This window comes from Bhargavaea massiliensis (genome assembly GCF_018390575.1).
Classification (GTDB): domain Bacteria; phylum Bacillota; class Bacilli; order Bacillales_A; family Planococcaceae; genus Bhargavaea; species Bhargavaea massiliensis.
The window spans coordinates 80,884-99,465 of sequence record NZ_JAHBCJ010000009.1; the positions used below are offsets into that span (position 1 = coordinate 80,884).

General features: G+C 55.0%; 22 protein-coding genes. 3 read left to right on the plus strand and 19 right to left on the minus strand.

Translation table 11 applies throughout. The features are described 5' to 3' along the window. Positions 1-16: 16 nt before the first annotated feature. The 8 genes from KHA84_RS13400 to KHA84_RS13435 form a co-directional block, all read right to left on the minus strand. On the minus strand, positions 17-853 hold the full coding sequence (locus KHA84_RS13400) for a metallophosphoesterase (protein ID WP_213424020.1): 837 nt from the start codon (positions 851-853) through the stop codon (positions 17-19). A 213-nt stretch (positions 854-1,066) separates the two neighbouring features. Next, entirely contained in the window at positions 1,067-1,744 is a 678-nt protein-coding gene (locus tag KHA84_RS13405) for an ABC transporter permease (protein WP_213424021.1), read from the minus strand. A gap of 4 nt (positions 1,745-1,748) precedes the next feature. Continuing rightward, positions 1,749-2,672 carry an osmoprotectant ABC transporter substrate-binding protein gene (locus KHA84_RS13410; RefSeq protein ID WP_213424022.1) on the minus strand — a complete coding sequence of 308 codons (924 nt, stop codon included), beginning with the start codon at positions 2,670-2,672 and terminating at the stop codon, positions 1,749-1,751. Then, positions 2,672-3,325 (minus strand): ABC transporter permease, encoded by a 654-nt coding sequence (locus KHA84_RS13415; RefSeq protein WP_213424023.1) that lies wholly within the window; start codon positions 3,323-3,325, stop codon positions 2,672-2,674. Before KHA84_RS13415 ends, KHA84_RS13410 begins: the two co-directional genes overlap by 1 nt. Further along, positions 3,325-4,485 carry a betaine/proline/choline family ABC transporter ATP-binding protein gene (locus KHA84_RS13420; RefSeq protein WP_213424024.1) on the minus strand — a complete coding sequence of 387 codons (1,161 nt, stop codon included), beginning with the start codon at positions 4,483-4,485 and terminating at the stop codon, positions 3,325-3,327. Before KHA84_RS13420 ends, KHA84_RS13415 begins: the two co-directional genes overlap by 1 nt. An 88-nt stretch (positions 4,486-4,573) precedes the next feature. Beyond that, complete coding sequence (locus tag KHA84_RS13425) at positions 4,574-5,002, minus strand: hypothetical protein (protein ID WP_213424025.1); 429 nt, start codon at positions 5,000-5,002, stop codon at positions 4,574-4,576. A 188-nt stretch (positions 5,003-5,190) separates the two neighbouring features. Further along, positions 5,191-5,388, minus strand: a complete 198-nt coding sequence (locus KHA84_RS13430; protein ID WP_213424026.1) for a CsbD family protein — start codon at positions 5,386-5,388, stop codon at positions 5,191-5,193. Between the two features lie 35 nt (positions 5,389-5,423). After that, a complete protein-coding gene (locus KHA84_RS13435; protein WP_236823286.1) occupies positions 5,424-6,452 on the minus strand; it encodes a YsnF/AvaK domain-containing protein in 1,029 nt (342 codons plus the stop codon). 228 nt (positions 6,453-6,680) lie between these two features. On the opposite strand from KHA84_RS13435, the gene KHA84_RS13440 reads away from it, so the two are divergent. Next, a complete protein-coding gene (locus KHA84_RS13440) occupies positions 6,681-6,977 on the plus strand; it encodes a hypothetical protein (protein ID WP_213424027.1) in 297 nt (98 codons plus the stop codon). A gap of 73 nt (positions 6,978-7,050) precedes the next feature. Here KHA84_RS13440 and KHA84_RS13445 read toward each other — a convergent pair whose 3' ends face one another. From KHA84_RS13445 to KHA84_RS13460, 4 genes are read right to left on the minus strand one after another with little or no spacing between them, the layout of a single operon-like run. Next, complete coding sequence (locus tag KHA84_RS13445) at positions 7,051-7,755, minus strand: CBS domain-containing protein (protein ID WP_213424028.1); 705 nt, start codon at positions 7,753-7,755, stop codon at positions 7,051-7,053. Between the two features lie 13 nt (positions 7,756-7,768). After that, positions 7,769-8,554, minus strand: coding sequence for an ABC transporter permease (locus KHA84_RS13450; RefSeq protein ID WP_213424029.1), 786 nt, complete (start codon positions 8,552-8,554; stop codon positions 7,769-7,771). Further along, complete coding sequence (locus KHA84_RS13455) at positions 8,551-9,444, minus strand: ABC transporter ATP-binding protein (RefSeq protein WP_213424030.1); 894 nt, start codon at positions 9,442-9,444, stop codon at positions 8,551-8,553. The genes KHA84_RS13450 and KHA84_RS13455 overlap by 4 nt, the downstream gene beginning before the upstream one ends. Then, positions 9,441-9,650, minus strand: coding sequence for a PLD nuclease N-terminal domain-containing protein (locus KHA84_RS13460; protein ID WP_213424031.1), 210 nt, complete (start codon positions 9,648-9,650; stop codon positions 9,441-9,443). Before KHA84_RS13460 ends, KHA84_RS13455 begins: the two co-directional genes overlap by 4 nt. Positions 9,651-9,809: 159 nt before the next feature. Between KHA84_RS13460 and KHA84_RS13465 the strand changes: the two genes are divergently transcribed. Further along, on the plus strand, positions 9,810-10,706 hold the full coding sequence (locus KHA84_RS13465; RefSeq protein ID WP_213424032.1) for an EamA family transporter: 897 nt from the start codon (positions 9,810-9,812) through the stop codon (positions 10,704-10,706). Between the two features lie 84 nt (positions 10,707-10,790). Next, on the plus strand, positions 10,791-11,237 hold the full coding sequence (locus KHA84_RS13470; RefSeq protein WP_213424033.1) for a FixH family protein: 447 nt from the start codon (positions 10,791-10,793) through the stop codon (positions 11,235-11,237). A gap of 58 nt (positions 11,238-11,295) precedes the next feature. Here KHA84_RS13470 and KHA84_RS13475 read toward each other — a convergent pair whose 3' ends face one another. From KHA84_RS13475 to KHA84_RS13505, 7 genes are all read right to left on the minus strand, one after another. Then, on the minus strand, positions 11,296-13,377 hold the full coding sequence (locus tag KHA84_RS13475) for an MMPL family transporter (protein WP_213424034.1): 2,082 nt from the start codon (positions 13,375-13,377) through the stop codon (positions 11,296-11,298). After that, the gene (locus KHA84_RS13480) at positions 13,374-13,775 is read right to left on the minus strand and encodes a hypothetical protein (protein ID WP_213424035.1); all 402 of its coding nucleotides are present in this window, start codon (positions 13,773-13,775) and stop codon (positions 13,374-13,376) included. Before KHA84_RS13480 ends, KHA84_RS13475 begins: the two co-directional genes overlap by 4 nt. Positions 13,776-13,855: 80 nt before the next feature. Next, the gene (locus KHA84_RS13485; protein WP_213424036.1) at positions 13,856-15,238 is read right to left on the minus strand and encodes a HAMP domain-containing sensor histidine kinase; all 1,383 of its coding nucleotides are present in this window, start codon (positions 15,236-15,238) and stop codon (positions 13,856-13,858) included. Then, the gene (locus tag KHA84_RS13490) at positions 15,235-15,906 is read right to left on the minus strand and encodes a response regulator transcription factor (protein WP_213424037.1); all 672 of its coding nucleotides are present in this window, start codon (positions 15,904-15,906) and stop codon (positions 15,235-15,237) included. Before KHA84_RS13490 ends, KHA84_RS13485 begins: the two co-directional genes overlap by 4 nt. Before the next feature lie 177 nt (positions 15,907-16,083). Further along, entirely contained in the window at positions 16,084-16,812 is a 729-nt protein-coding gene (locus tag KHA84_RS13495; RefSeq protein WP_272875309.1) for an amino acid ABC transporter ATP-binding protein, read from the minus strand. Then, positions 16,809-17,453 carry an amino acid ABC transporter permease gene (locus tag KHA84_RS13500; RefSeq protein ID WP_213424038.1) on the minus strand — a complete coding sequence of 215 codons (645 nt, stop codon included), beginning with the start codon at positions 17,451-17,453 and terminating at the stop codon, positions 16,809-16,811. Before KHA84_RS13500 ends, KHA84_RS13495 begins: the two co-directional genes overlap by 4 nt. A gap of 80 nt (positions 17,454-17,533) precedes the next feature. Continuing rightward, complete coding sequence (locus tag KHA84_RS13505; protein WP_213424039.1) at positions 17,534-18,328, minus strand: transporter substrate-binding domain-containing protein; 795 nt, start codon at positions 18,326-18,328, stop codon at positions 17,534-17,536. Positions 18,329-18,582: the final 254 nt, after the last annotated feature.

The following is an 18,582-nucleotide window of genomic DNA, read 5'->3' on the forward strand; positions in this document are numbered from 1 at the left end:
CCCGGGTGCCGTTTCGTTATTCGGATTGGAGAGTGACAGAGACGATCTCCGGTGTATTGAGGAGACGGAGCGGAATCTGGCTGTTGCCGAGCCCCCGGCTGATGACAAGCTGTGTGTTGCCCTGTTCGTGGATGCCTGAAGTCAGCTCCGGAAACCAGCCCTGCCCGGGCGAGTTAAGCCCGCCGACGAACGGGATGCGGACCTGGCCGCCGTGCGCATGTCCTGAAAACACGAGCGGAATGCCCATTTCGGCATATGTCCCGAACTGCTCCGGGCGGTGGGCCAGCAGGATGGTGAACATCCCTTCCGGCACATTCGCGGTCGCCCGCTCGATCGCACGGCGGGTGAACGCGTCCTCCCCTTCCATGCCGACGCCGGTAAGCGGATCATCGATGCCCGCGATCGCAATGCTGCCGTTTCCCGAACCGACCACCATTGCCTGATTGCGGAGCACGCGGACCCCTGCATTTAAAAGGGCGGATGTGATTTCTTCCACCTCATTGGTCGCGACTTCATGATTTCCGGTCACATAGAAAACTTCCGCCATTCCGGTAAGTGCAGGAATCATCGACATGCTGCGGTCCAGGTCATACCGATTGCTGTCGATAAAGTCCCCGGTCAGGAAAATATAATCCGGATTTTCCCGGCGGACGGTCTCGATCAGGTCCGCCTGTTCCCCGCCAAACTCCGCGTCATGGACATCCGAAACTTGGACAATCTTCACCCCGTCGAACGATTCTGGAATCCGGGAGTCCGACACGGAATAGTCGGTTACCGACAGTCGCCCGTTATCATAGAAGATATATGCTGCAGTCGCCACGATCAGCAACAGGAACAGGAGAAGTTTCTTCATAACAGTCTTCCTTTCTCCCTTGGAAAACGGGAGTTTCAAAGTGTTCTCATTGTACCGCATGAGAACTGATGACGGAAACGAAATCCGGTTATCGGAATTGTACGGTGAAGACCGGCAGAACATGACGCACGTCCGGCACGGCAGCAACACGTCAGTCCGCGGCCGCAGCACAAGAAGCCCCCGCACGTCGATGCGGGGGCAGTCCATTCAATCTTATGTTTTTGCCGTGCCGGTTTTGGCGGCCCGCTTCTGGTTGGCGGGCGAGAGCGCTTTTTCAATCCAGCTCATGACGATGTCCGCAACGACCGCCATGAGGGCGGTCGGGATGGCGCCGGCGAGGATAATTGCAGCGCCGTCGGTGATATTCGTGCCTCGGATGATGATGGACCCGAGGCCCCCGCCGCCTATAAAGGCGCCGATCGTCGCGACACCGATTGCGATGATGAGCGCTGTGCGGAGGCCGGCCATGATAACCGAGAGCGACAGCGGCAGTTCAACCATGAACAGCCGCTGGGCACCTGTCATCCCCATGGCGCGCCCTGCCTCCAGAATCGAACTGTCCACACTCCGGATGCCGGTGTAGGTGTTCCGGATGATCGGCAAAAGCGAGTAAAGGAACAAACTCATCACGACCGTGTTGGCGCCAAGCCCCATTGCGAGCATGAGGACTGCAAGCATGGCAAGCGCCGGGATGGTCTGAATCAGGTTGGCCGCCGTGAGCACCCAGCCGCTCAGCTTGCCGTAGCGGGCAATCAGGATGCCCGCCGGGATGCCGACAATGGCAGCAAACAGCACGCCGTAGGCCGACATGAGGAAATGGCGGAAGAATTGTTCCATGACGTAGGATCCGTTCAGCTGATAGTAAGTCCACAGTTCCTGGATGGTCTCCATTCCATCACTCTCCCTTGTCCCTGAAATAGTTGTGTTCTTCGAGGAACTCTTTTGCGACGATGGCCGGCTCTTTTTTATTGACGTCAGCCTCATAGTTCATCTGGGTCATCGTCTCCGCATCGATCTTGCCGGCCAGCCGCCGGAGCAGCTCATCCAGCTCCGGGTGTTTCTTGATCACATCTTTGCGTGTGACGGGCGACGTTTCATAAGGCGGGAAAAAGCGCTGATCGTCTTCAAGTGTCTTCAGGTTGAACGCCTTTAGCCGGCCGTCGGTGCTGTAGGCGAGAACGACGTCCATTTTTCCGCTTTTGACCGCCGTGTAGACAAGGCCGATCGACATCGGGAGCGCTTCTCCGAACTCGAAGCCATAAGCCTCAACAAAGCCCGGGTACCCATCGCCCTGGCGGTTCAGCCAGTTGTTGTCGACACCAAGCGTCAGGCTGTCGGCGACTTTCTCCAGGTCGGAGACCGTCTCAAGCCCTTCCTCCTCGGCGAGTTCAGCCGTCACGGTGAAGGCATATGTGTTCTGGAAACCGTACGAGTCATACCAGATCTGGTCAAAGCGCTCATCAAACGCTTTCTGGACAAATGCCATCGCTTCGTCAGGGTCTTTCATGGGCTCGACATCAAGAATCGCCGCCATGTCTGTTCCCGTGTAGCGCGCCGCGGTGATGTCGACCTGTCCCGAGGTAAGCGCCTGATGCTGGATGATCGAGGTGCCGAGGTTCTCGACCATCTCGACTTTCAGATCGGTTTCCTCTTCAATCAGGTGGCGGAGCATATGCCCGAGCACCTGTGTCTCGGTGTGGGTCAGGGTCGATATGCGGATCGTGCCGTCCGCGCCGCCTCCGAGCCCCGGAAGCGAGCATCCCGAAAGAAGGGCGGCTAGCATGACAATCAGACCGGCCCTGAGCAGACGGTTCTTCATCACGCTTCCCCCCTTTCCAGACGGATACCGATCGGCGTCGCCGTTTTCTCCAGCTTGCCGAGAAGCCAGTCGAGAAGGATGGCTAGAAGCGTGACAGGCACCGCTCCGCCAATAATCAGATCCGGACGGAACAGGTTCAGCCCATCAAAGATAAAGTCGCCGAGCCCGCCGCCCCCGATAAACGAGGCAAGGGTTGCCCAGCCGATCAGGTAAACCGCGGACATCCGGATTCCTGCCATGATCACCGGCACGGCAAGCGGGAGCTCGACACGTGTTGTGCGCTGGAAAGTGGTCATGCCCATGCCTCGGGAAGCCTCCAGCAGATTCGGATCCAGATTTTTAACGCCGATATATGTATTCCGGAGAATCGGCAGCATCGAGTAAAGAAACAGGGCCACAATTGCCGGTACTTTCCCGATGCCGAGGAGCGGAATAAAGAATGCGAGGATCGCAAGGCTCGGAAAAGTCTGGACGACACCGGCGATGCCCATGATGATTCCCGCGATTTTAGGCAGCCGGACAAGCAGGATGCCTAGGGGAACCGCAACAATCACGCCCAGTGCCAGTGCCGCAAAAGAAATGTACAGATGCTCCCACGTCTTTTCGGCAAGGAGCGCCCCGTATTCGGAAAAGAAACTTCGGATGCTGTCCATCAGGCTCCCTCCCCGTCAGTCATACCGGAAGACTCGTCTTCCGCATCTCCCCAGACGGAATCGTACAGGACATCAACGAGGCTTGTCCGGGTAAGGATGCCGGCCAGATGTTTCCGCTCATCCACGACCGGGACGTACTTCAGGCCACGGACAAGGATATTCCGCGTCGCATCGCGAAGAAGCGTATCTGCACGGACCGTCGGGACATCCGTCTCCATGATATCCGCAACTGCTGCATCCCAGCTTTTGTGATGCTCGATCATCTCGACCGTCACCCAGCCGCGAAATACGCCTGCCCCGTCTGTGACAAGCAGGGAATCGACCCGGCGCTTGCGCATGAGCTTGACAGCCTGGGAGAGAGTTTCTCCCATGCCGACCGACACGGGATTCGGGTTCATGATCTGGCCGACCGTCTGGAGTTGCTGCCTGGCCTGGGCAAGACGCTCTTTCCCGATAAAATCTTCAACAAATTCATCGGCCGGATGCCTGAGAATTTCATCGGGCGAACCGACTTGGACAATCTTTCCTGCCCGCATAATCACAATCTTATCTGCCAGTTTCAGTGCTTCGTCCATGTCATGAGTGACAAAGATGATTGTCTTGCCGAGGGACTGCTGAAGATTCTTGAATTCAGCCTGGAGGGAATCACGTGTGATGGGATCGAGGGCACCGAACGGCTCATCCATGAGAATGAGCGGCGGGTCTGAGGCAAGCGCCCGCAACACACCGATACGCTGTTGCTGGCCACCGCTCAGTTCATGAGGGTAACGGTCGAGGAATTCCTTCGGCATGTTGACGAGCTCCATCAGCTCTTCCGCGCGCCTATTGCGCTCTTCGGCAGATATGCCTTTGAGTCTCGGGACCAGTGCGATGTTGTCACGAATCGTCATATGAGGAAACAGACCGATCTGCTGGATCACATAGCCGATTGACCTACGAAGTTCGACGACATTTTTATCAAGCAAGTTCTCTCCGTTCAGGAGGATCTTTCCTTCTGACGGCCGGACAAGCCGGTTGATCATCTTCATCGTCGTTGTCTTGCCGCAGCCGCTTGGCCCGATCAGACAGACAAATTCCCCTTCCTCAATTTCCAGTTGCAGGTGGTCAACGGCCCGCTTGCCACCTGGATAAACTTTAGAAACATTATCAAAAACAAGCATTCCAAAACCTCCGCCTTTTTTTATTTTTGACAAATATAAAGGCTCGCCATTTAGGTGAACCTTATTATTATAACATATCCTTTTTTCACTACTTCTGATATTTCTGATAAATGGGAGGCTGTGCGGTGAAGCCCAGGATCCCTATTCGATCTTCCCCGACGTCAACCTCATCAGGTGACACTTCGACAATGAATTCGTGGCGCCCATACGGCTTTACCATTACGTCATTTTGCACATAGGGGTCGCTCGTGACCATGACGAGCTTTCCTTCTTTGGTTTCTCCCTCGATGGTGAACCGGTGGCTCTTGTACATTGCATAGGGAATGACTTCATAGGCATCTTCAAGCTCCTTGATGGAGACTTCCCGGATATAACGGCCCGGGCGCCCTTCCTGCGGACGAAATCCCTTGCCCGCCAGGGAAGAATCATCCGTCATCAAGTAATAAATGCGCTGATAAGATGCAAGCTCATAGTCTTTCCCTTGCCACCTGGCATACCTGCCCTTTCTCAACTTCATTCCACTCCCGCCTTTCCCCATTCTCTTTTTCTTCCATTATAAAGATATTAGAAAATTCATTCAACGATAGTTAGTCATGTTTTTAGTTTTTTTCCGTCTTTTTTCGGTTTTTCAACATGGACCTTCGTCCTATTTTTAATTAAAAAATACCGGGGAGGCTTAGCCCCCCCGGTTTGATTGATCGTTGTTTAGCGCTCGGCATCGGAGAACTTGTCTTTTAATTCACCGACTTTGTCCTGGACATCGCCTTTGGCTTTGTCGAACTTGCCTTCAGCCTGCATGGAAGTATCGTTCGTGGCGTTGCCCCACTGGTCTTTTGCTTCGCCCTTCACCTTGTTGACAGCGCCTTTCATCTTATCCGAGAAACCATTTTCTTTGTCTGCCATTTCGCATTCCTCCTTGCTGAATGAGTAACTTTCCTTTACAGACGGTCGCGGTCGTTCAGATTACGATTTCGCAACTCGAGATCTTCGTCGTCGTTGATATCGAAATCTGCCGCCGATTCTTTGAACGCACGGGTTTCACCGCCTGCACGGCCCATTTCTTCATGCACGTTGCCGGATTTGTCGATATCCACTTCTTCACGGCGTACTGTTTCGCTGACTGTCTCCGTATCCTGGACTTCGCGTTTTCCGACGACAATCTCCTCGCTGACGACCGGACGCTTCGTTACTTCGACTCGCTCTTCAGTTACCGGGATGCGGATGCTGTCATCGTCCTCGAACACCTCGCCTGTGGCCGATTCGCCATCCACTTTGCGGCGCTCGACATACACTTCTTCACGGGTGACCGGTACTTCCACGGTCTGTTCGTCAGTAACCACATGCTTGTCGATGTCCACTTCGCCTGTCTGAACGCGCTCTTTGTCGACATTCAGTTTTTCTTCATGAAGGCGCAGGCGTGCTTCATCGTCATCGTCATGCAGATGGTCGTGGTGGTCATGTTCAAGCGCATTGGTGTGGAGATGCTCGCTCTCCGTGTAGCGCCCGGAGCCGACTGTCTCGCCGCGGCCTTCGCCGAGCGGAGGCGCATCCACTGTCATGCCGTTCTCGCCGATCACACCGGAGTCGTAATGGCCGACATTGGTGCTGTTCATCGTGTCTCCGCCAACATGGCCGTAGTCTGCATCAGCAAATAGCAGGATGCCGCCGTCACGTGCATCGTTGTAATACTGGTTAGCTTCTTCTTCCGTGAAGCCCATGTCATTGAAGGCGCCGCGGTTTGCTTCGTCGCCGCCGAGGAAGTCCATGAAGCGGTCGAGCCATCCTCGGTCATCATCCGTGCCGCGTGCGTCGACATCCATCCGTCCCCGCAGTGTATTCAGGTTGTCCGAGTTGTTCGTGACGACGTAGAGGCTTGACTCGTCATAGCCTTCCGCCTTCAGCTGCTCGATCTTGTTCATCACTTCTTCTTCTGTGCGATACGTACCGATATACTTTCTGTTTACCATTCTGAATCCCTCCATCTTTTCGTTGTTGATGTTGAGGTGCGACTACTTGGTGTTTACCCGGGTAACAGAGTCTGAAACTATTACAAAAATGAAAGAGTCAATGGCCGTGAACCCTGCCGCTCCTGGTTTGAAGCGCTGCCCGCATGGAAATAATAAAGGTAGGAAAGCCTCCGGAACACCATGAAAAATGAGGCAATAACCGGTCAATAAAGGAAAGAGGTGCGTAATATGGAAAAACGCCAAGAAAAGAAAAAGGTAGAAGAAACTTGGGGAATGGAAGAGGAACTGGACCTGACTCCCGAGAATAAGGACAACCCGGAAAACATGAAGGGACTGGAAGGCGAGAGCATCTACGACAGGGATGAGGATATGAAGCATGTCGACGCCATTCCCATAGAAGACCGGAAACAGGAGGAGATCGAGGAAAACCATAACCGGATGACCAAACATGACTCCTCGACCACCCAGAAGTTCCCCGGCGCAGACTATCAGCAAAACGAAGAGACGCTTGAAGACGAAAACTGAGGGTGTGAAAAAGCCCCCGGGCGGCCTGGTTGCCGCCCGGGGGCTTTTGGGTGCAGGAGACTTCCCCCCGCCGTCACTCTATTTTCATCAGATCCCACGGCGTGATGATGCCCAGAAGCGTTTCATCCCGCCTGCCACTTTCCGTAATAAGCAGTGCATCCAGCCGGCGTCCTTTCACGACGGTTTCCGAAAACATTTCCTCGGCCGCATAAATGGACAGATCAGCGGAGATGAATTCATAAGAGCGGCCGGTCCGGATATGGAGGAGAATGTCGGAAAGAGTCGTTATTTCCCGGGAAATGACGTCATCCTCGACTGTTTCGGCCAAGTATTCCATCAGCCCGGAAGGAGAGATCAGGCCGCGGAAATCACCGCGATCATAGACCGGTATCTGAAAGTCCTTCTTTTTCTCTGCCATGCGGAGTGCATCCGCGAGGGAATCGTCCGGGCCGAAAATGTGTACCCGCCGGCGGAACTGCTCTCCTGCAACAGGCGGCTCGGTCAGCGTGCGGTCAATCCGCTCAATCTTCTCCACGACCTCATCATGCGGTTCGGCGATGGCGTATTCGACAGCGGTCCGGTGGTGAACAATCGCATTGCGCAAGTCACCATATTCCCTCAAGTCATCCTCGAAACGGCGTATGATGGCGTTTTTCCTCTTGGCATAGTCGATGAGTTTGAAAAAAGAGACATACGTGCTGGAGCCAGTCATTTTCTCGAGCGCCTTTTCAATCCGGTTAAAGGCGACCAGGAACCGTTCGGAATTTCGGGTTGTCATCTTCCTCCCCCTCTTAAACTTTAGCTTTTGATGCATTTCTCCGGGACTGATGGATGCCTAACAGAACCAACAGAGCCGTCAATACAACCGTCACGATCAGAGACCCTGCCAGGTCGCCGGAGTCCGGACTGCCCGTCAGATACGCCAGCCCGTGCGCCTGCAGCTTCCACGGGGACCATGTCCAATACGTCCCGACGAGTCCGTCGATCATCAGCCCGATAAACAGGATGCCAAGCGCCGCTCCCGCCGCACCGCCCGTTGGAAGCGCTGCGCTTGCCGTCAGCGTGAGCGTGACGGCAAATGCGATCCAAGCCGCCATGACAAGGAGAAACAGGGTAACATCCGGGAATCCGGGCACCGAATCATACAGCTGCACCATATAGGTAGCCGCCATGCCGTATCCGAGCCAGACGGACAATACCGCGAGCCCTACGGCCGCCGTCCATTTCGACAGGTAATAAGCCGTGTAGGAGACCGGCCTTACGTACAAGAGTGTTCCGGTGCCACTTTTCCGCTCTCCGGACAGCGACCCCATAAATGCCAGCACGAGGACAAGCAGCCCCACTGTCTGGTACTGACCGGTGAGCGAAGCGTATACATCCGCTCCTGTCATATCCGGCAGCGTGAACGCCGCCCCTTCCGGCAGGTTGCCCACGCTCTCCAGGATCTGGGGAAGAAAATGGTAAGTGAGCGGCTCGAGTGCACCAAAAAAGATGAAGACGAGCGGCACCCACACGAGCTTGAAGCTTCTCGCCTGCTCACGCCATTCCTTGCCGAGAAAAAGGCTGAACTGTTTCACGGCTTTTCCACCACCTTCATGAAGATGTCCTCCAGCCTAACTGAAGCCCTGCCAATGTCGGTGATATCCTCATGGTGTTCTGCTGCGAAACGGAGCAGTTCTTCCATCGAGACTGCTTCCCCCGAGATTGTGACAGCCGAGCCATCTGTGTTTGCATCCCACGGCGCCGCTCCGGCGAACCGCTCCGCCGCTTTCCTATCATCGAACAGGACCCGGTATCCCGTTCCGCCATATTTTTCCCTGACTTCACGGAGCGGCCCCTGTTCGATCAGCTGGCCGTTACGCAAAAACAGCAGCTGGTCGGTCATTTCTTCCGCGTCGTTCAGGATATGGGTCGAGTACAGGATGGTTGTGGATTCGCCGAGTTCCTTCAGCATTTTCATCACTTCCCGCCGGCCCGCCGGGTCAAGCGCGGACACCGGTTCATCCAGAAGAAGAAGCGCCGGCCGGTGGATGATCGCCTGGGCAAGGCCGAGCCGCTGCTTCATCCCTCCTGAAAAGCCGCCGATCCGCTTTTTTCCGGCATCGCCAAGGCCGACAAAACCGAGCGTCTTCTCGCATGCCGTTCGCACTTCGCGGCCCCCGAGACCGCTCAGTCCGGCTGCGAGTTCCATGTACTCCATGGCTGTCATCCATGGAAAGAAGTTCGGATACTGTGGCAGAAATCCGATGGCGCTGCGAGGATCTTTCCCGGAGCCGCTGAATCGGATCGTGCCTGACGATTGCCGGAGCAGCCCGGCCAGCATGGAGAGCGTCGTCGTCTTGCCTGATCCGTTCGGCCCGATCAGTGCTGTCGCGGTATGCTCCGCGAGCGAGAACGTCAGCCCGTCGACCGCACGAAATCCTTCATACTGCTTTGTGAGACCTGATACCTCCAGCACCGGGTTCACGAATGCCGCCTCCCGACCGTAAAGTAAAGCACCGGACCGATTGTATTAATGAAAATAATGATGAATACCCAGAGAATGACCGGGCCGTTCGTCGAGCGTTTTCTGTTCAGGTCGATCAGTGCAGCGGTCATGAGAATCAGCTGGATGGCAATCAGCGGCCAGACCAATCCCCATGGAATCTCCGCAAGCTGTTCCGTAAAGGACATGATAATCCCTCCATGATCAAGATAGTACTTCTACGTTCCGGGAGGCCAGGGAGTTCCGTACCGGAGAAAATATTTCCGTCTCTTGGCTAGCCTGCCTCCCCTTCCCTCCATACCCCTCAGCCATGCTATACTATCGGTTGGAATGGAGGAACCGCTGAAATGCCAAAATGGATGTATCCCGTGATGATCGCAGTAGGTTCGTCCTGCTACGGCATCCTTTCAACTATCATCAAGCTTGCCATGAACGCAGGATTCACAACATCCGAAGCGGTCACCGCCCAATACATGACAGGCTTTTTCCTGGCGCTGCTGCTGTTTGCTGCCGTCCACCGCGGGCTGCCGAACCTGAAAGGAGCATCGGCATTAATCCCGGCGGGCATATTCACGGCGGCGACCGGCATTGTCTACGGGAAGTCGCTGGTCTATTTGCCCGCATCCCTTGCTGTCGTCCTGCTGTTCCAGTTTACCTGGATCGGGATGCTGATCGACTGCATCGCCAGAAAGCGTCTGCCGAACCGTGCAGAAGTCTTTTCCCTGGTTCTTCTGTTTGCCGGTACGGTATTGGCGGCCGGCCTGATCGGCACCGACCTGACCGGGATTCCGTGGCAGGGCTGGGCATGGGGAATGTCCGCCGCACTCACCTTCTCGCTATTTGTCTTTTCGAACCGCAAAGCGGTCGGGGGCATGGATTTGCTCACCCGGCTGCTTGTCACCTCATTTGTCGCTGTCATAGTAATTTCGGTTTTCCAATCACCCGAGATTCTGTGGAACGGAAGCTTGCCGGACGGCCTCTGGACGTTTGGGCTACTGCTCGGCGTATTTGGAATCGTCCTGCCGGTAGCCCTGTTCGGTCTTGCGGTGCCACACGTCGGTTCCGGTCTTTCTTCGATTTTGAGCTCGGCTGAGCTGCCCGTTGCAGTCACCGTTTCCGTGTTGCTCCTGCACGAGCCGTTTTCCGGCATACAGCTTGCAGGCATCATTGTCATCCTCTTCGGCATGGTCCTGCCTACCCTGTCCGAGCATAGGCGGCCGGCGAGGGCGCCTGTCACGGAATAGCCGTAATCGTCCCTTAATTGTCATATATGGCGACTGCTCATATGGTTAGATGGAATTAGTAAAAACGGAAAGAAGGTCATCTGCATGAAAACAGTCAAATTTACTTTTCTGTCCGTCCTTCTGGTCCTCCTGCTCGGCGCTTGCGGTACCGGCGAAGAGGAGTCAACAGGCGCTGAAAGCAGCGGCGGCCAAGAAAACAGCCACACAGAGCATGGCGATATGGAATCGGATAAAGGCGTGCATCCGCTCGAAGTCGATCTGCAGCTTCCCGAAACGTCCGGCACCGGCGAGGAAGTCACCATCCGTTCAATCGTCACGATGAATGATGAAATCGTTGAAGACGCGGATGAAGTCAAGTACGAAATCGTGAATGAAGCCGGAGAAAGCGAGATGATTCTCGCTGAATTCGACGGGAAAGAATCGTACACGATCAAAAAGACGTTCGATGAGCCGGGCACCTACAAGGTGACGCCGCATACGACCGCACGTGGCCAGCATACGATGCCGACCAAGGAAATTACAGTAGAATAAGACGAAAAAAGCCCCGCGGCATGATCAAAACGACCATGCCGCGGGGCTTGTTGAATGATTAGAGGCCGCTGCGTTTGCCAAGCAGAAGAATAATGGATGGAATCAGCAGTGGACGGATGACGAACGTATCCAGCAGGATACCCAGCGCCATCATGATGCCAAACAGCTTCAGCTCATAAATCGGCATCGTCGCGAGTACGAGGAATGTCGCGGCAAGGATTAGCCCTGCCGAACTGATGACCCCGCCCGTCTTCTCCAGGCCGAGCTTCACGGCCTCATGCAGCTCGTTGTGTGTTTTCTCCTCACGGATCCGGGCGATGAGCATGATGGAGTAGTCGACGCCCAGCGCGATGAGGAAGACGAACGTGTAAAGCGGGATGCGGTAGCTGATCTCATCCAGTCCGAAAAGGAGCTTGAACAGGAAGATCGAGAGTCCCAGAGCCGCCGCATACGACAACAGAAGTGTGCCGATCAGATAAAGCGGCGCGATCAATGAGCGGGTCTGGAAAGCGAGCATCACCGTGATCAGGAGCACAACAGAAATCATGACAAAAAGCGTATCGCGGTTATTGATGTCCCTCAGGTCTGCGTGGATCGCACTCTGGCCCGCCAGGTGGAACTCTGCGGCATCGATGCCGGCATCTTTCGCAATCTCCTGGCCGTGTTCCCTCAGGCGATCCGCCGCATTGAGGGCTTCGCCGCTGTATGGGTTATCTGCAAAGGTGACGGTGACCCGTGCGGCGTGGCCTTCTTCGGACACCGGGATGCCCTGGAAGGAGGTGCCCGCTATTCCCGGCTCTTCCCCGATCCGCTCTGCAAGGGCTTCCGCTTCCTGATGGGTGATCTCCTCGTCGGACACGACGAGCACCGTGCCCGGAGCCAATTCGCCTTCACCGAAAGCGGAGCCGAGGACCTCAAACCCTTCCCGTGATGACAAGTCTTCCGGGAACGACTTGATGAGGTCAAACGATTCTTTGTAGTTCACTGTGTTGATGGATGCCAGAACCATGAGCGCGAGGACAGGCACCAGAAACGCCACGGGCCGGCCCGAAACCTTCTCGGCGACCCGCGCCCAGATTGTTTTCTTTTCACGAGCCTGTTCTCCGCAGGACGGGATTTTTGGCCAGAACGCACGGCGGCCCGCGATGGCAAACAGCGCCGGAATCAGTGTCAGGCCGGCAATCAGCATGACTGCTGCCGCAATCGCGAACATTGGTGCAAAATTCCTGTACGACTCGTAAAGTGTAAAGAAGAGCGTCAGGACGCCGAGGAAAATCGTGCTTCCGCTAAAGAAAATCGGTTCCCGCACGCCCCGGACAGCCGCATCCATTGCTTCTGCGGAATCTTTGTGTGTCCGCAACTCCTCGCGGAATCGGGAGAAGACAAGCAGGGAGTAGTCGGTGACGACCGCAAACAACAGAACCAGCATGATTGAATTTGACTGGCTTTCAGTGACGTACCAGCCCGCATCCGCACCGAGGCCGACCACTCTGTCGACGACCGCGTAGACGATCGACGCCCCGGCCAGGGGAATGAGCGCGAGCAGCGGCGAGCGGTAGATGATCAGCAGCAAAACGAGGATAATCGCCACTGTAGACAGGAGGAGGACCACATCCGCCCGCGAAAACAGTTCGACTGCATCCGCCGTGATGCCGGCAGGGCCGGTCCAGTAAATATCCATCCCGTCCCCGGCATCCGCCGCAACCGTTTCCTTCATCTCGTCAAGGAGCGCCTTCAACTCGCTGCCTTCCAATCCCGGGACATTGACCGGTGCAAAAAACACCGTTCCGTCCTCGGATAGAAACGCATCCCGCTCTCCGAGAAGTGCTTGTGCAGGGACAGAGGACACCTCCTCGAAGTCTTTCTCGAGCCCCCCGATCGCTTCTGCGAAGCCGGTGATTTGTGCGTCTGTCAGGCCGTCCTCATTTTCTGCGACGACAATAGCCGGTACCCCTTCCTGTTCTGCAGGAAAGTATTCATTGACTTTATCCGTGGCAACAATCGACATTTCGTCCGCCGGAAGCCCGGAATTTTGATTTGGCACGAAGAATTCCTTTGCACCCGGTGCCACTGATGACAGCACGGCTGCTGCAATCACCCAGATCAGCAGGGTGGCCCAGTACTTCCGTTTTCCTTTCATCGCTGACCTTGTCCTTTGACTGTCATAAACGTGACCGCGACGAACAGGGCAAACGCAATCAGAAGAATGGTTCCTCCGACGATATAGAAGATGAGCGAGAACGTCTCATCAATGCCGAATGGCTGCATGAACTGCATCCACATCCCTGCAGTCAGGCCGATTGCACCGATGATACCCGTCCACCCCTGAATCGCAACGAGCTTTTGGGAACGGATCGCATACAGATTATAGAAGACGCCCCACGCAAACAGCGACAGCCAGCCGACAAGCAGAATATGGGCGTGGATCGGGCGGAACGCATATGACCCTGAACCCGCCATGTGAGAGCCGAGCACCGTTCCGATCAGACCAAAAATAGCGGCAATGCGCATCAGGCGCAAACTCCATTTATCTTGCATATTGAACCCCTCCGTTTACTTGATGATTTCATTATAGAATCACAAGTTGAACGGAAGATGAACTCAGGGTGACAAAATGGTCAATCCGTGCCTTTCTTGGGCAGGGTAACGGTCAACCTGGCACCTCCGGCAGGCGATTCCGAAGCCGTCAGGCTGCCGCCGTGCAGCGATGCAATTTCACCGGCAATCGATAGTCCGAGCCCTGTGCCGCCTTGGCCGCGCGCTTTGTCGGACCGGTAAAAACGATCAAAGATCCGTTCCCTCTCTTCCGGCGGGATTCCGGGGCCGGAGTCATCCACGATGACCGCTACGGCATCCTGTGTCTCCCTGACGGAAATCTTCACTTCTCCGCCCTCCGGCGTGTACTTGGCCGCATTTGACAAGAGGTTTTCCCAGATCTTCCCCAGCAATTCCCGGTCACCCGCAAGGCTGGCGCTGTCTGCATCAAGCGAGACAGAAATCCCTTTTTCCTCGAACGGCCAGCGCATCGTGCGGACCATCTCTTTGACCTGGTCCGTGACACTGAAGCGGACCCGCTCCGGCAGCCCGGTGAACTGGTCGATCGATGTCAGGAGCAGCAGCTGTCCGGAAAGGGTTGAAAGCCTTGAAGATTCACTTTGAATGATCCCAGCGTATTCCAGCCGCCGCTCCTCCGGCAGAGCAGGATCCATCAGAAGTGTCGCATACCCCTTCATATTCTGGAGCGGCGACTGGAAATCGTGCGAGACGTCACTGATAAATGCCTTGCGCGCCAGATCATTTTCCGCAAGCTTGCCCGCCATCCTGTGGAAGCTGTCGGATAACTGGCCGATCTCATCGCTCCTCCGGATATCCGGGAGGTCCGTGAACTGCTCCTCCGCCACCCGGTTCGTCGCCTCTGTCAGCTCCGTGAGCGGCCGGATAAGGCGCTTGGCCGTGAATAGTACAGCAAGGAACCCGACCATCGCAAACGACACAAGCATGATCGCCGTCAGCCAGTGAAGCTCATTGAACAGCAGCCCAATATCAGGCCGGATAAATAGCGCATGCGGCCGCCCGTCGTATGTGAATGGAACGCCGACTGTATTGGCAAGATCATTGGCAAAATAACCGGACCAGAACGTCTCCGCCGGCAGATTCCGCATGCCGTGGTAAATCTCTCCTGACAGCACCGATCCGACCGTTTCCGGCGGAAGCTGCCTGCTTTTGAACGGGCCGCCGTAGAAAGAACCGCCCTCTTCCCGGTCCGTCGCATACAGGATATAGCCGGCGTCTGCCTGTGTGTTCAGGAATTGGTTAAGATCCAGTCCATCGGTATTCTCGATGAAATCAGCCATCGATTCCGCGATGGCCACGTGCTTTGCGTCATTGTCTTCCTTCATATCCCGGTGATACACCGTGTTGACGACCAGATAGGCCAGGACAAGGCCTGATACAAGAACAAGGACGGAAGAAAGCACGAACTTCCCGTAAAGCGACTTCATGGCCGGACCTCCAGCTTATACCCGACACCCCTGACAGTCACGATCTCCACTTGGTCCGTGAGCCCTTCCAGGCGGTCGCGGATCCGTTTGATGTGGACTGAAAGCGTCCGGTCATCTCCCTCATAGTCCAATCCCCACACCTGCTCCAGAAGCATATCGCGCTCAAACACCACATTTGGCCGTGAGGCAAGGATCGCCAGCAGCTCAAATTCTTTCAATGGAAGCAGCAGTGTCCGGCTGCCGCAAGTCACTTCATAGCTCTGCCGGTCGATTTCGAGCGCTCCGGCCAAGATCGGCGCCTCCTCGTCCTTCCTGTAGCGCCGGAGAATCGCTTCCACGCGGAACAGCAGCTCCTTCGGCTCGAACGGCTTTACGACATAGTCATCCGATCCTGCCCGGAAACCGCGTTCCTTGTCTTCCAGAGCACCCTTGGCCGTCAGAAGCAGTACGGGGATGTCCCTGAACGACTTAAGCTCTTTCGTAAGGGCAAAGCCGTCCATTCCGGGCATCATGACATCGACAATGGCCAGATCCGGTTTTTCGGAACCCAGCATCATCAGTGCCCCAATCGCATCTGGTGCAGCCACCACTCCGTATCCGGCATCCGCGAGGGTGATCCGGACCAGTTCACGGATCCCGGGATCGTCATCTACTACAAGAATCTTCACGTTCATCCCCTCTTTCCTGACTCCATTGTGCAATACCGCGGGATGCCGGACAAGCGGGAGCGATGCCAATCTCCGCCGCTCGATAATCTTTCATGAACGTTTGTGAACCTAATATTAACCGGCTGCCGACACTGGAAAAACCGCTTCTCGGCGAAGAGAAACGGTTTCCGGCTTAATTTATAGCACCTTGCTCAGAAATGCTTTTGTCCTCACTTCTTGAGGATTGCCGAACAGTTCGTTCGGAACATTTTCCTCGACGATGTAGCCTCCGTCTATGAACAGCACCCGGTCTGCGACTTCAGCGGCAAAGCCCATCTCATGGGTCACGACAACCATCGTCATGCCTTCTTTCGCAAGATCCTTCATGACCGCGAGAACATCCCCGACCATTTCCGGATCAAGAGCAGAAGTCGGCTCGTCAAACAGCATCACTTTCGGATCCATCGCCAGCGCTCTGGCAATAGCCACACGCTGCTTCTGGCCGCCCGACAGTTCACCCGGATAGGCCTCGGCCTTGGCGCCCAAACCTACCTTCTCCAGCAGACCAAGCGCCTTTTTCTTGGCGGCATCCGATTTCAGCTTGCCAAGCTTGACCGGGGCGAGCGTCAGATTCTCGAGCACCGTCATATGTGGAAATAGGTTAAAATGCTGAAACACCATCCCAACCTTTTGACGGATTTCATTGATATTGTTTTTTGGATCGGTGATATCCACGCCATCGATATAGACATGCCCTCCCGATATCTCTTCAAGGCGGTTCAGGCACCGCAGAAACGTGCTTTTCCCGGAACCCGAAGGCCCGATCACACATACCACTTCAGAAAGCTCCACGGCAGTCGAAATGTCTTTGATGACTTCCAGTTCCCCGAATGATTTTTTCAGGTTCTTCACTTGGATCATACTCATCGGAGCACAAACCTCCTTTCCAGATAACTGGACAAGAGTGACAACAGATAGATGATGACGAAATACATGACTCCGAGTGCCAGATAAATGGTGAATGGCTCAAACGTGGCGCTGACGATGACCCGCCCGCGCTGCGTCAGATCGGCTACGCCGATGATCGACAGAAGCGAAGTGTCCTTCAGAGAAATAATCGCCTGGTTTGTGATCGTCGGCAGCATCCTGCGGAACGCCTGGGGCAGGATGATAAAGCGCATATTCTGTGACTGGTTCAGCCCAAGCGACCGCGCCGCTTCCGTCTGTCCCTTGTCGATGGACTGGATTCCTGCACGGATGATTTCTGAGAAATAAGCTCCGGCATTGATGGCAACGGTTACAATTCCGGCCCATACGTTATCCAGGGACACCCAGGCAAACGAGTTCAGCCCGAAGTAAATAAAGAACAGCTGGACGATGAACGGGGTCCCCCGTATCGCATCCACGAAAACTTTGGCAATCCAGTTCAGGATCTTCAGCGGAGCAAGCCGCAGAAGCGCCATGACCAGGCCGATCAGAAAACCGAGGACAATTGCGATGGCAAAAATATAAAGTGTCATTTTCAAGCCTTCCCACAGCATGGGAAGAGACTCAATGATCGTTTCCATTTATTCACTCCCCCGTCGGTGTACATCTCTGATGATCAAATGGAAAAGGCGCGCCTCAGCGCGCCGTTTGCCTGACCGGCTTATTCCGAGATATACGTGTTCAGGATCTCGTCATACTTGCCGCTGTCTTTCAGTTCCTGCAGCCCCGCATTGATCATATCGAGGAGATCCGCATTTTCACCCTTCAGGACAGCGATTCCATAATGGTCACCGTTCAGACGGTCCCCTACAATCTTCAGGTCCAGGTTGCTTTCCGCAATGGCATACGCGATCACCGGATAGTCCTCAATCAGAACATCCGCATTGCCGTTCGACACTTCCTGGAACATTGATGGGCTGTCTTCAAGCACGGTGATTTCATAGCCATATTTGTCCTTATTATCCTGCGCGAACTGGGCACCCGTCGTGCCGGATTTGACAACCACCGTTTTGCCTTCAAGGTCTTCAAGCGTCCCGATTTCAGTGTTGTCTTTCTGGGCGACAAGCGTCAGCCCCGCTTCAAAATACGGTTCGGAGAAATCAACGATCTCCTTCCGCTCATCCGTAATGCTCATCCCCGCAATCGCCACGTCCAACTGGCCCGCCTGGAGAGCCGGGATGATCCCGCCAAAATCCATTGGTTCCAGCTTTACCTCAAACCCCTGGTTTTCTGCAATGGCCCTGATCAGTTCTACGTCAATCCCCTTGTAATTCCCGCTGCTGTCTTCAAATTCAAATGGCGGATAGGTCGTGTCAATGCCGACTGTGTATGTCTGGCCGCTGCTGCCTTCCCCTGCGCTGACTTCTTCTTCGGAAGCTCCCCCATCATCGGTTCCGCAGGCTGCAAGGAACAGAACAAGTGCTGCCAGTGTCAGCAAAAATTTAAACCCCTTCATTCAAAAGCCCCCCTGTCTTTAGAATCATCCAATTCCACAATACCATAACAGAGGGTTCATTAGAATGATAATTCTATAATTTCGGTCAATTAATTTCTTTACTGCCGTCCCAAAGGTTTAATAGAGGAAGCCGGCTGTGATTCTGGGCTGTTTGAGCGCTAATAGATTCTGGGGGTGCTCGTGACGTTCCTATATATATGGGGCTGTCCAATAAGTCATTAATAGGATAAAAACAGCAAACGGCACGGACTCTG

Coding starts and splice junctions, on each gene's coding strand:
- KHA84_RS13430 (WP_213424026.1), bottom strand. CDS start 5,388: ATGGCAGACAAAGAAAATGGTTTCTCGGATAAGATGAAAGGCGCTGTC.
- KHA84_RS13425 (WP_213424025.1), bottom strand. CDS start 5,002: ATGAAGTTGAGAAAGGGCAGGTATGCCAGGTGGCAAGGGAAAGACTAT.
- KHA84_RS13465 (WP_213424032.1), top strand. CDS start 9,810: ATGCCAAAATGGATGTATCCCGTGATGATCGCAGTAGGTTCGTCCTGC.
- KHA84_RS13400 (WP_213424020.1), bottom strand. CDS start 853: ATGAAGAAACTTCTCCTGTTCCTGTTGCTGATCGTGGCGACTGCAGCA.
- KHA84_RS13420 (WP_213424024.1), bottom strand. CDS start 4,485: ATGCTTGTTTTTGATAATGTTTCTAAAGTTTATCCAGGTGGCAAGCGG.
- KHA84_RS13410 (WP_213424022.1), bottom strand. CDS start 2,672: ATGAAGAACCGTCTGCTCAGGGCCGGTCTGATTGTCATGCTAGCCGCC.
- KHA84_RS13445 (WP_213424028.1), bottom strand. CDS start 7,755: ATGACAACCCGAAATTCCGAACGGTTCCTGGTCGCCTTTAACCGGATT.
- KHA84_RS13470 (WP_213424033.1), top strand. CDS start 10,791: ATGAAAACAGTCAAATTTACTTTTCTGTCCGTCCTTCTGGTCCTCCTG.
- KHA84_RS13500 (WP_213424038.1), bottom strand. CDS start 17,453: ATGGAAACGATCATTGAGTCTCTTCCCATGCTGTGGGAAGGCTTGAAA.
- KHA84_RS13440 (WP_213424027.1), top strand. CDS start 6,681: ATGGAAAAACGCCAAGAAAAGAAAAAGGTAGAAGAAACTTGGGGAATG.
- KHA84_RS13435 (WP_236823286.1), bottom strand. CDS start 6,452: ATGGTAAACAGAAAGTATATCGGTACGTATCGCACAGAAGAAGAAGTG.
- KHA84_RS13405 (WP_213424021.1), bottom strand. CDS start 1,744: ATGGAGACCATCCAGGAACTGTGGACTTACTATCAGCTGAACGGATCC.
- KHA84_RS13485 (WP_213424036.1), bottom strand. CDS start 15,238: ATGAAGTCGCTTTACGGGAAGTTCGTGCTTTCTTCCGTCCTTGTTCTT.
- KHA84_RS13415 (WP_213424023.1), bottom strand. CDS start 3,325: ATGGACAGCATCCGAAGTTTCTTTTCCGAATACGGGGCGCTCCTTGCC.
- KHA84_RS13475 (WP_213424034.1), bottom strand. CDS start 13,377: ATGAAAGGAAAACGGAAGTACTGGGCCACCCTGCTGATCTGGGTGATT.
- KHA84_RS13480 (WP_213424035.1), bottom strand. CDS start 13,775: ATGCAAGATAAATGGAGTTTGCGCCTGATGCGCATTGCCGCTATTTTT.
- KHA84_RS13460 (WP_213424031.1), bottom strand. CDS start 9,650: ATGTCCTTTACGGAACAGCTTGCGGAGATTCCATGGGGATTGGTCTGG.
- KHA84_RS13495 (WP_272875309.1), bottom strand. CDS start 16,812: ATGAGTATGATCCAAGTGAAGAACCTGAAAAAATCATTCGGGGAACTG.
- KHA84_RS13505 (WP_213424039.1), bottom strand. CDS start 18,328: ATGAAGGGGTTTAAATTTTTGCTGACACTGGCAGCACTTGTTCTGTTC.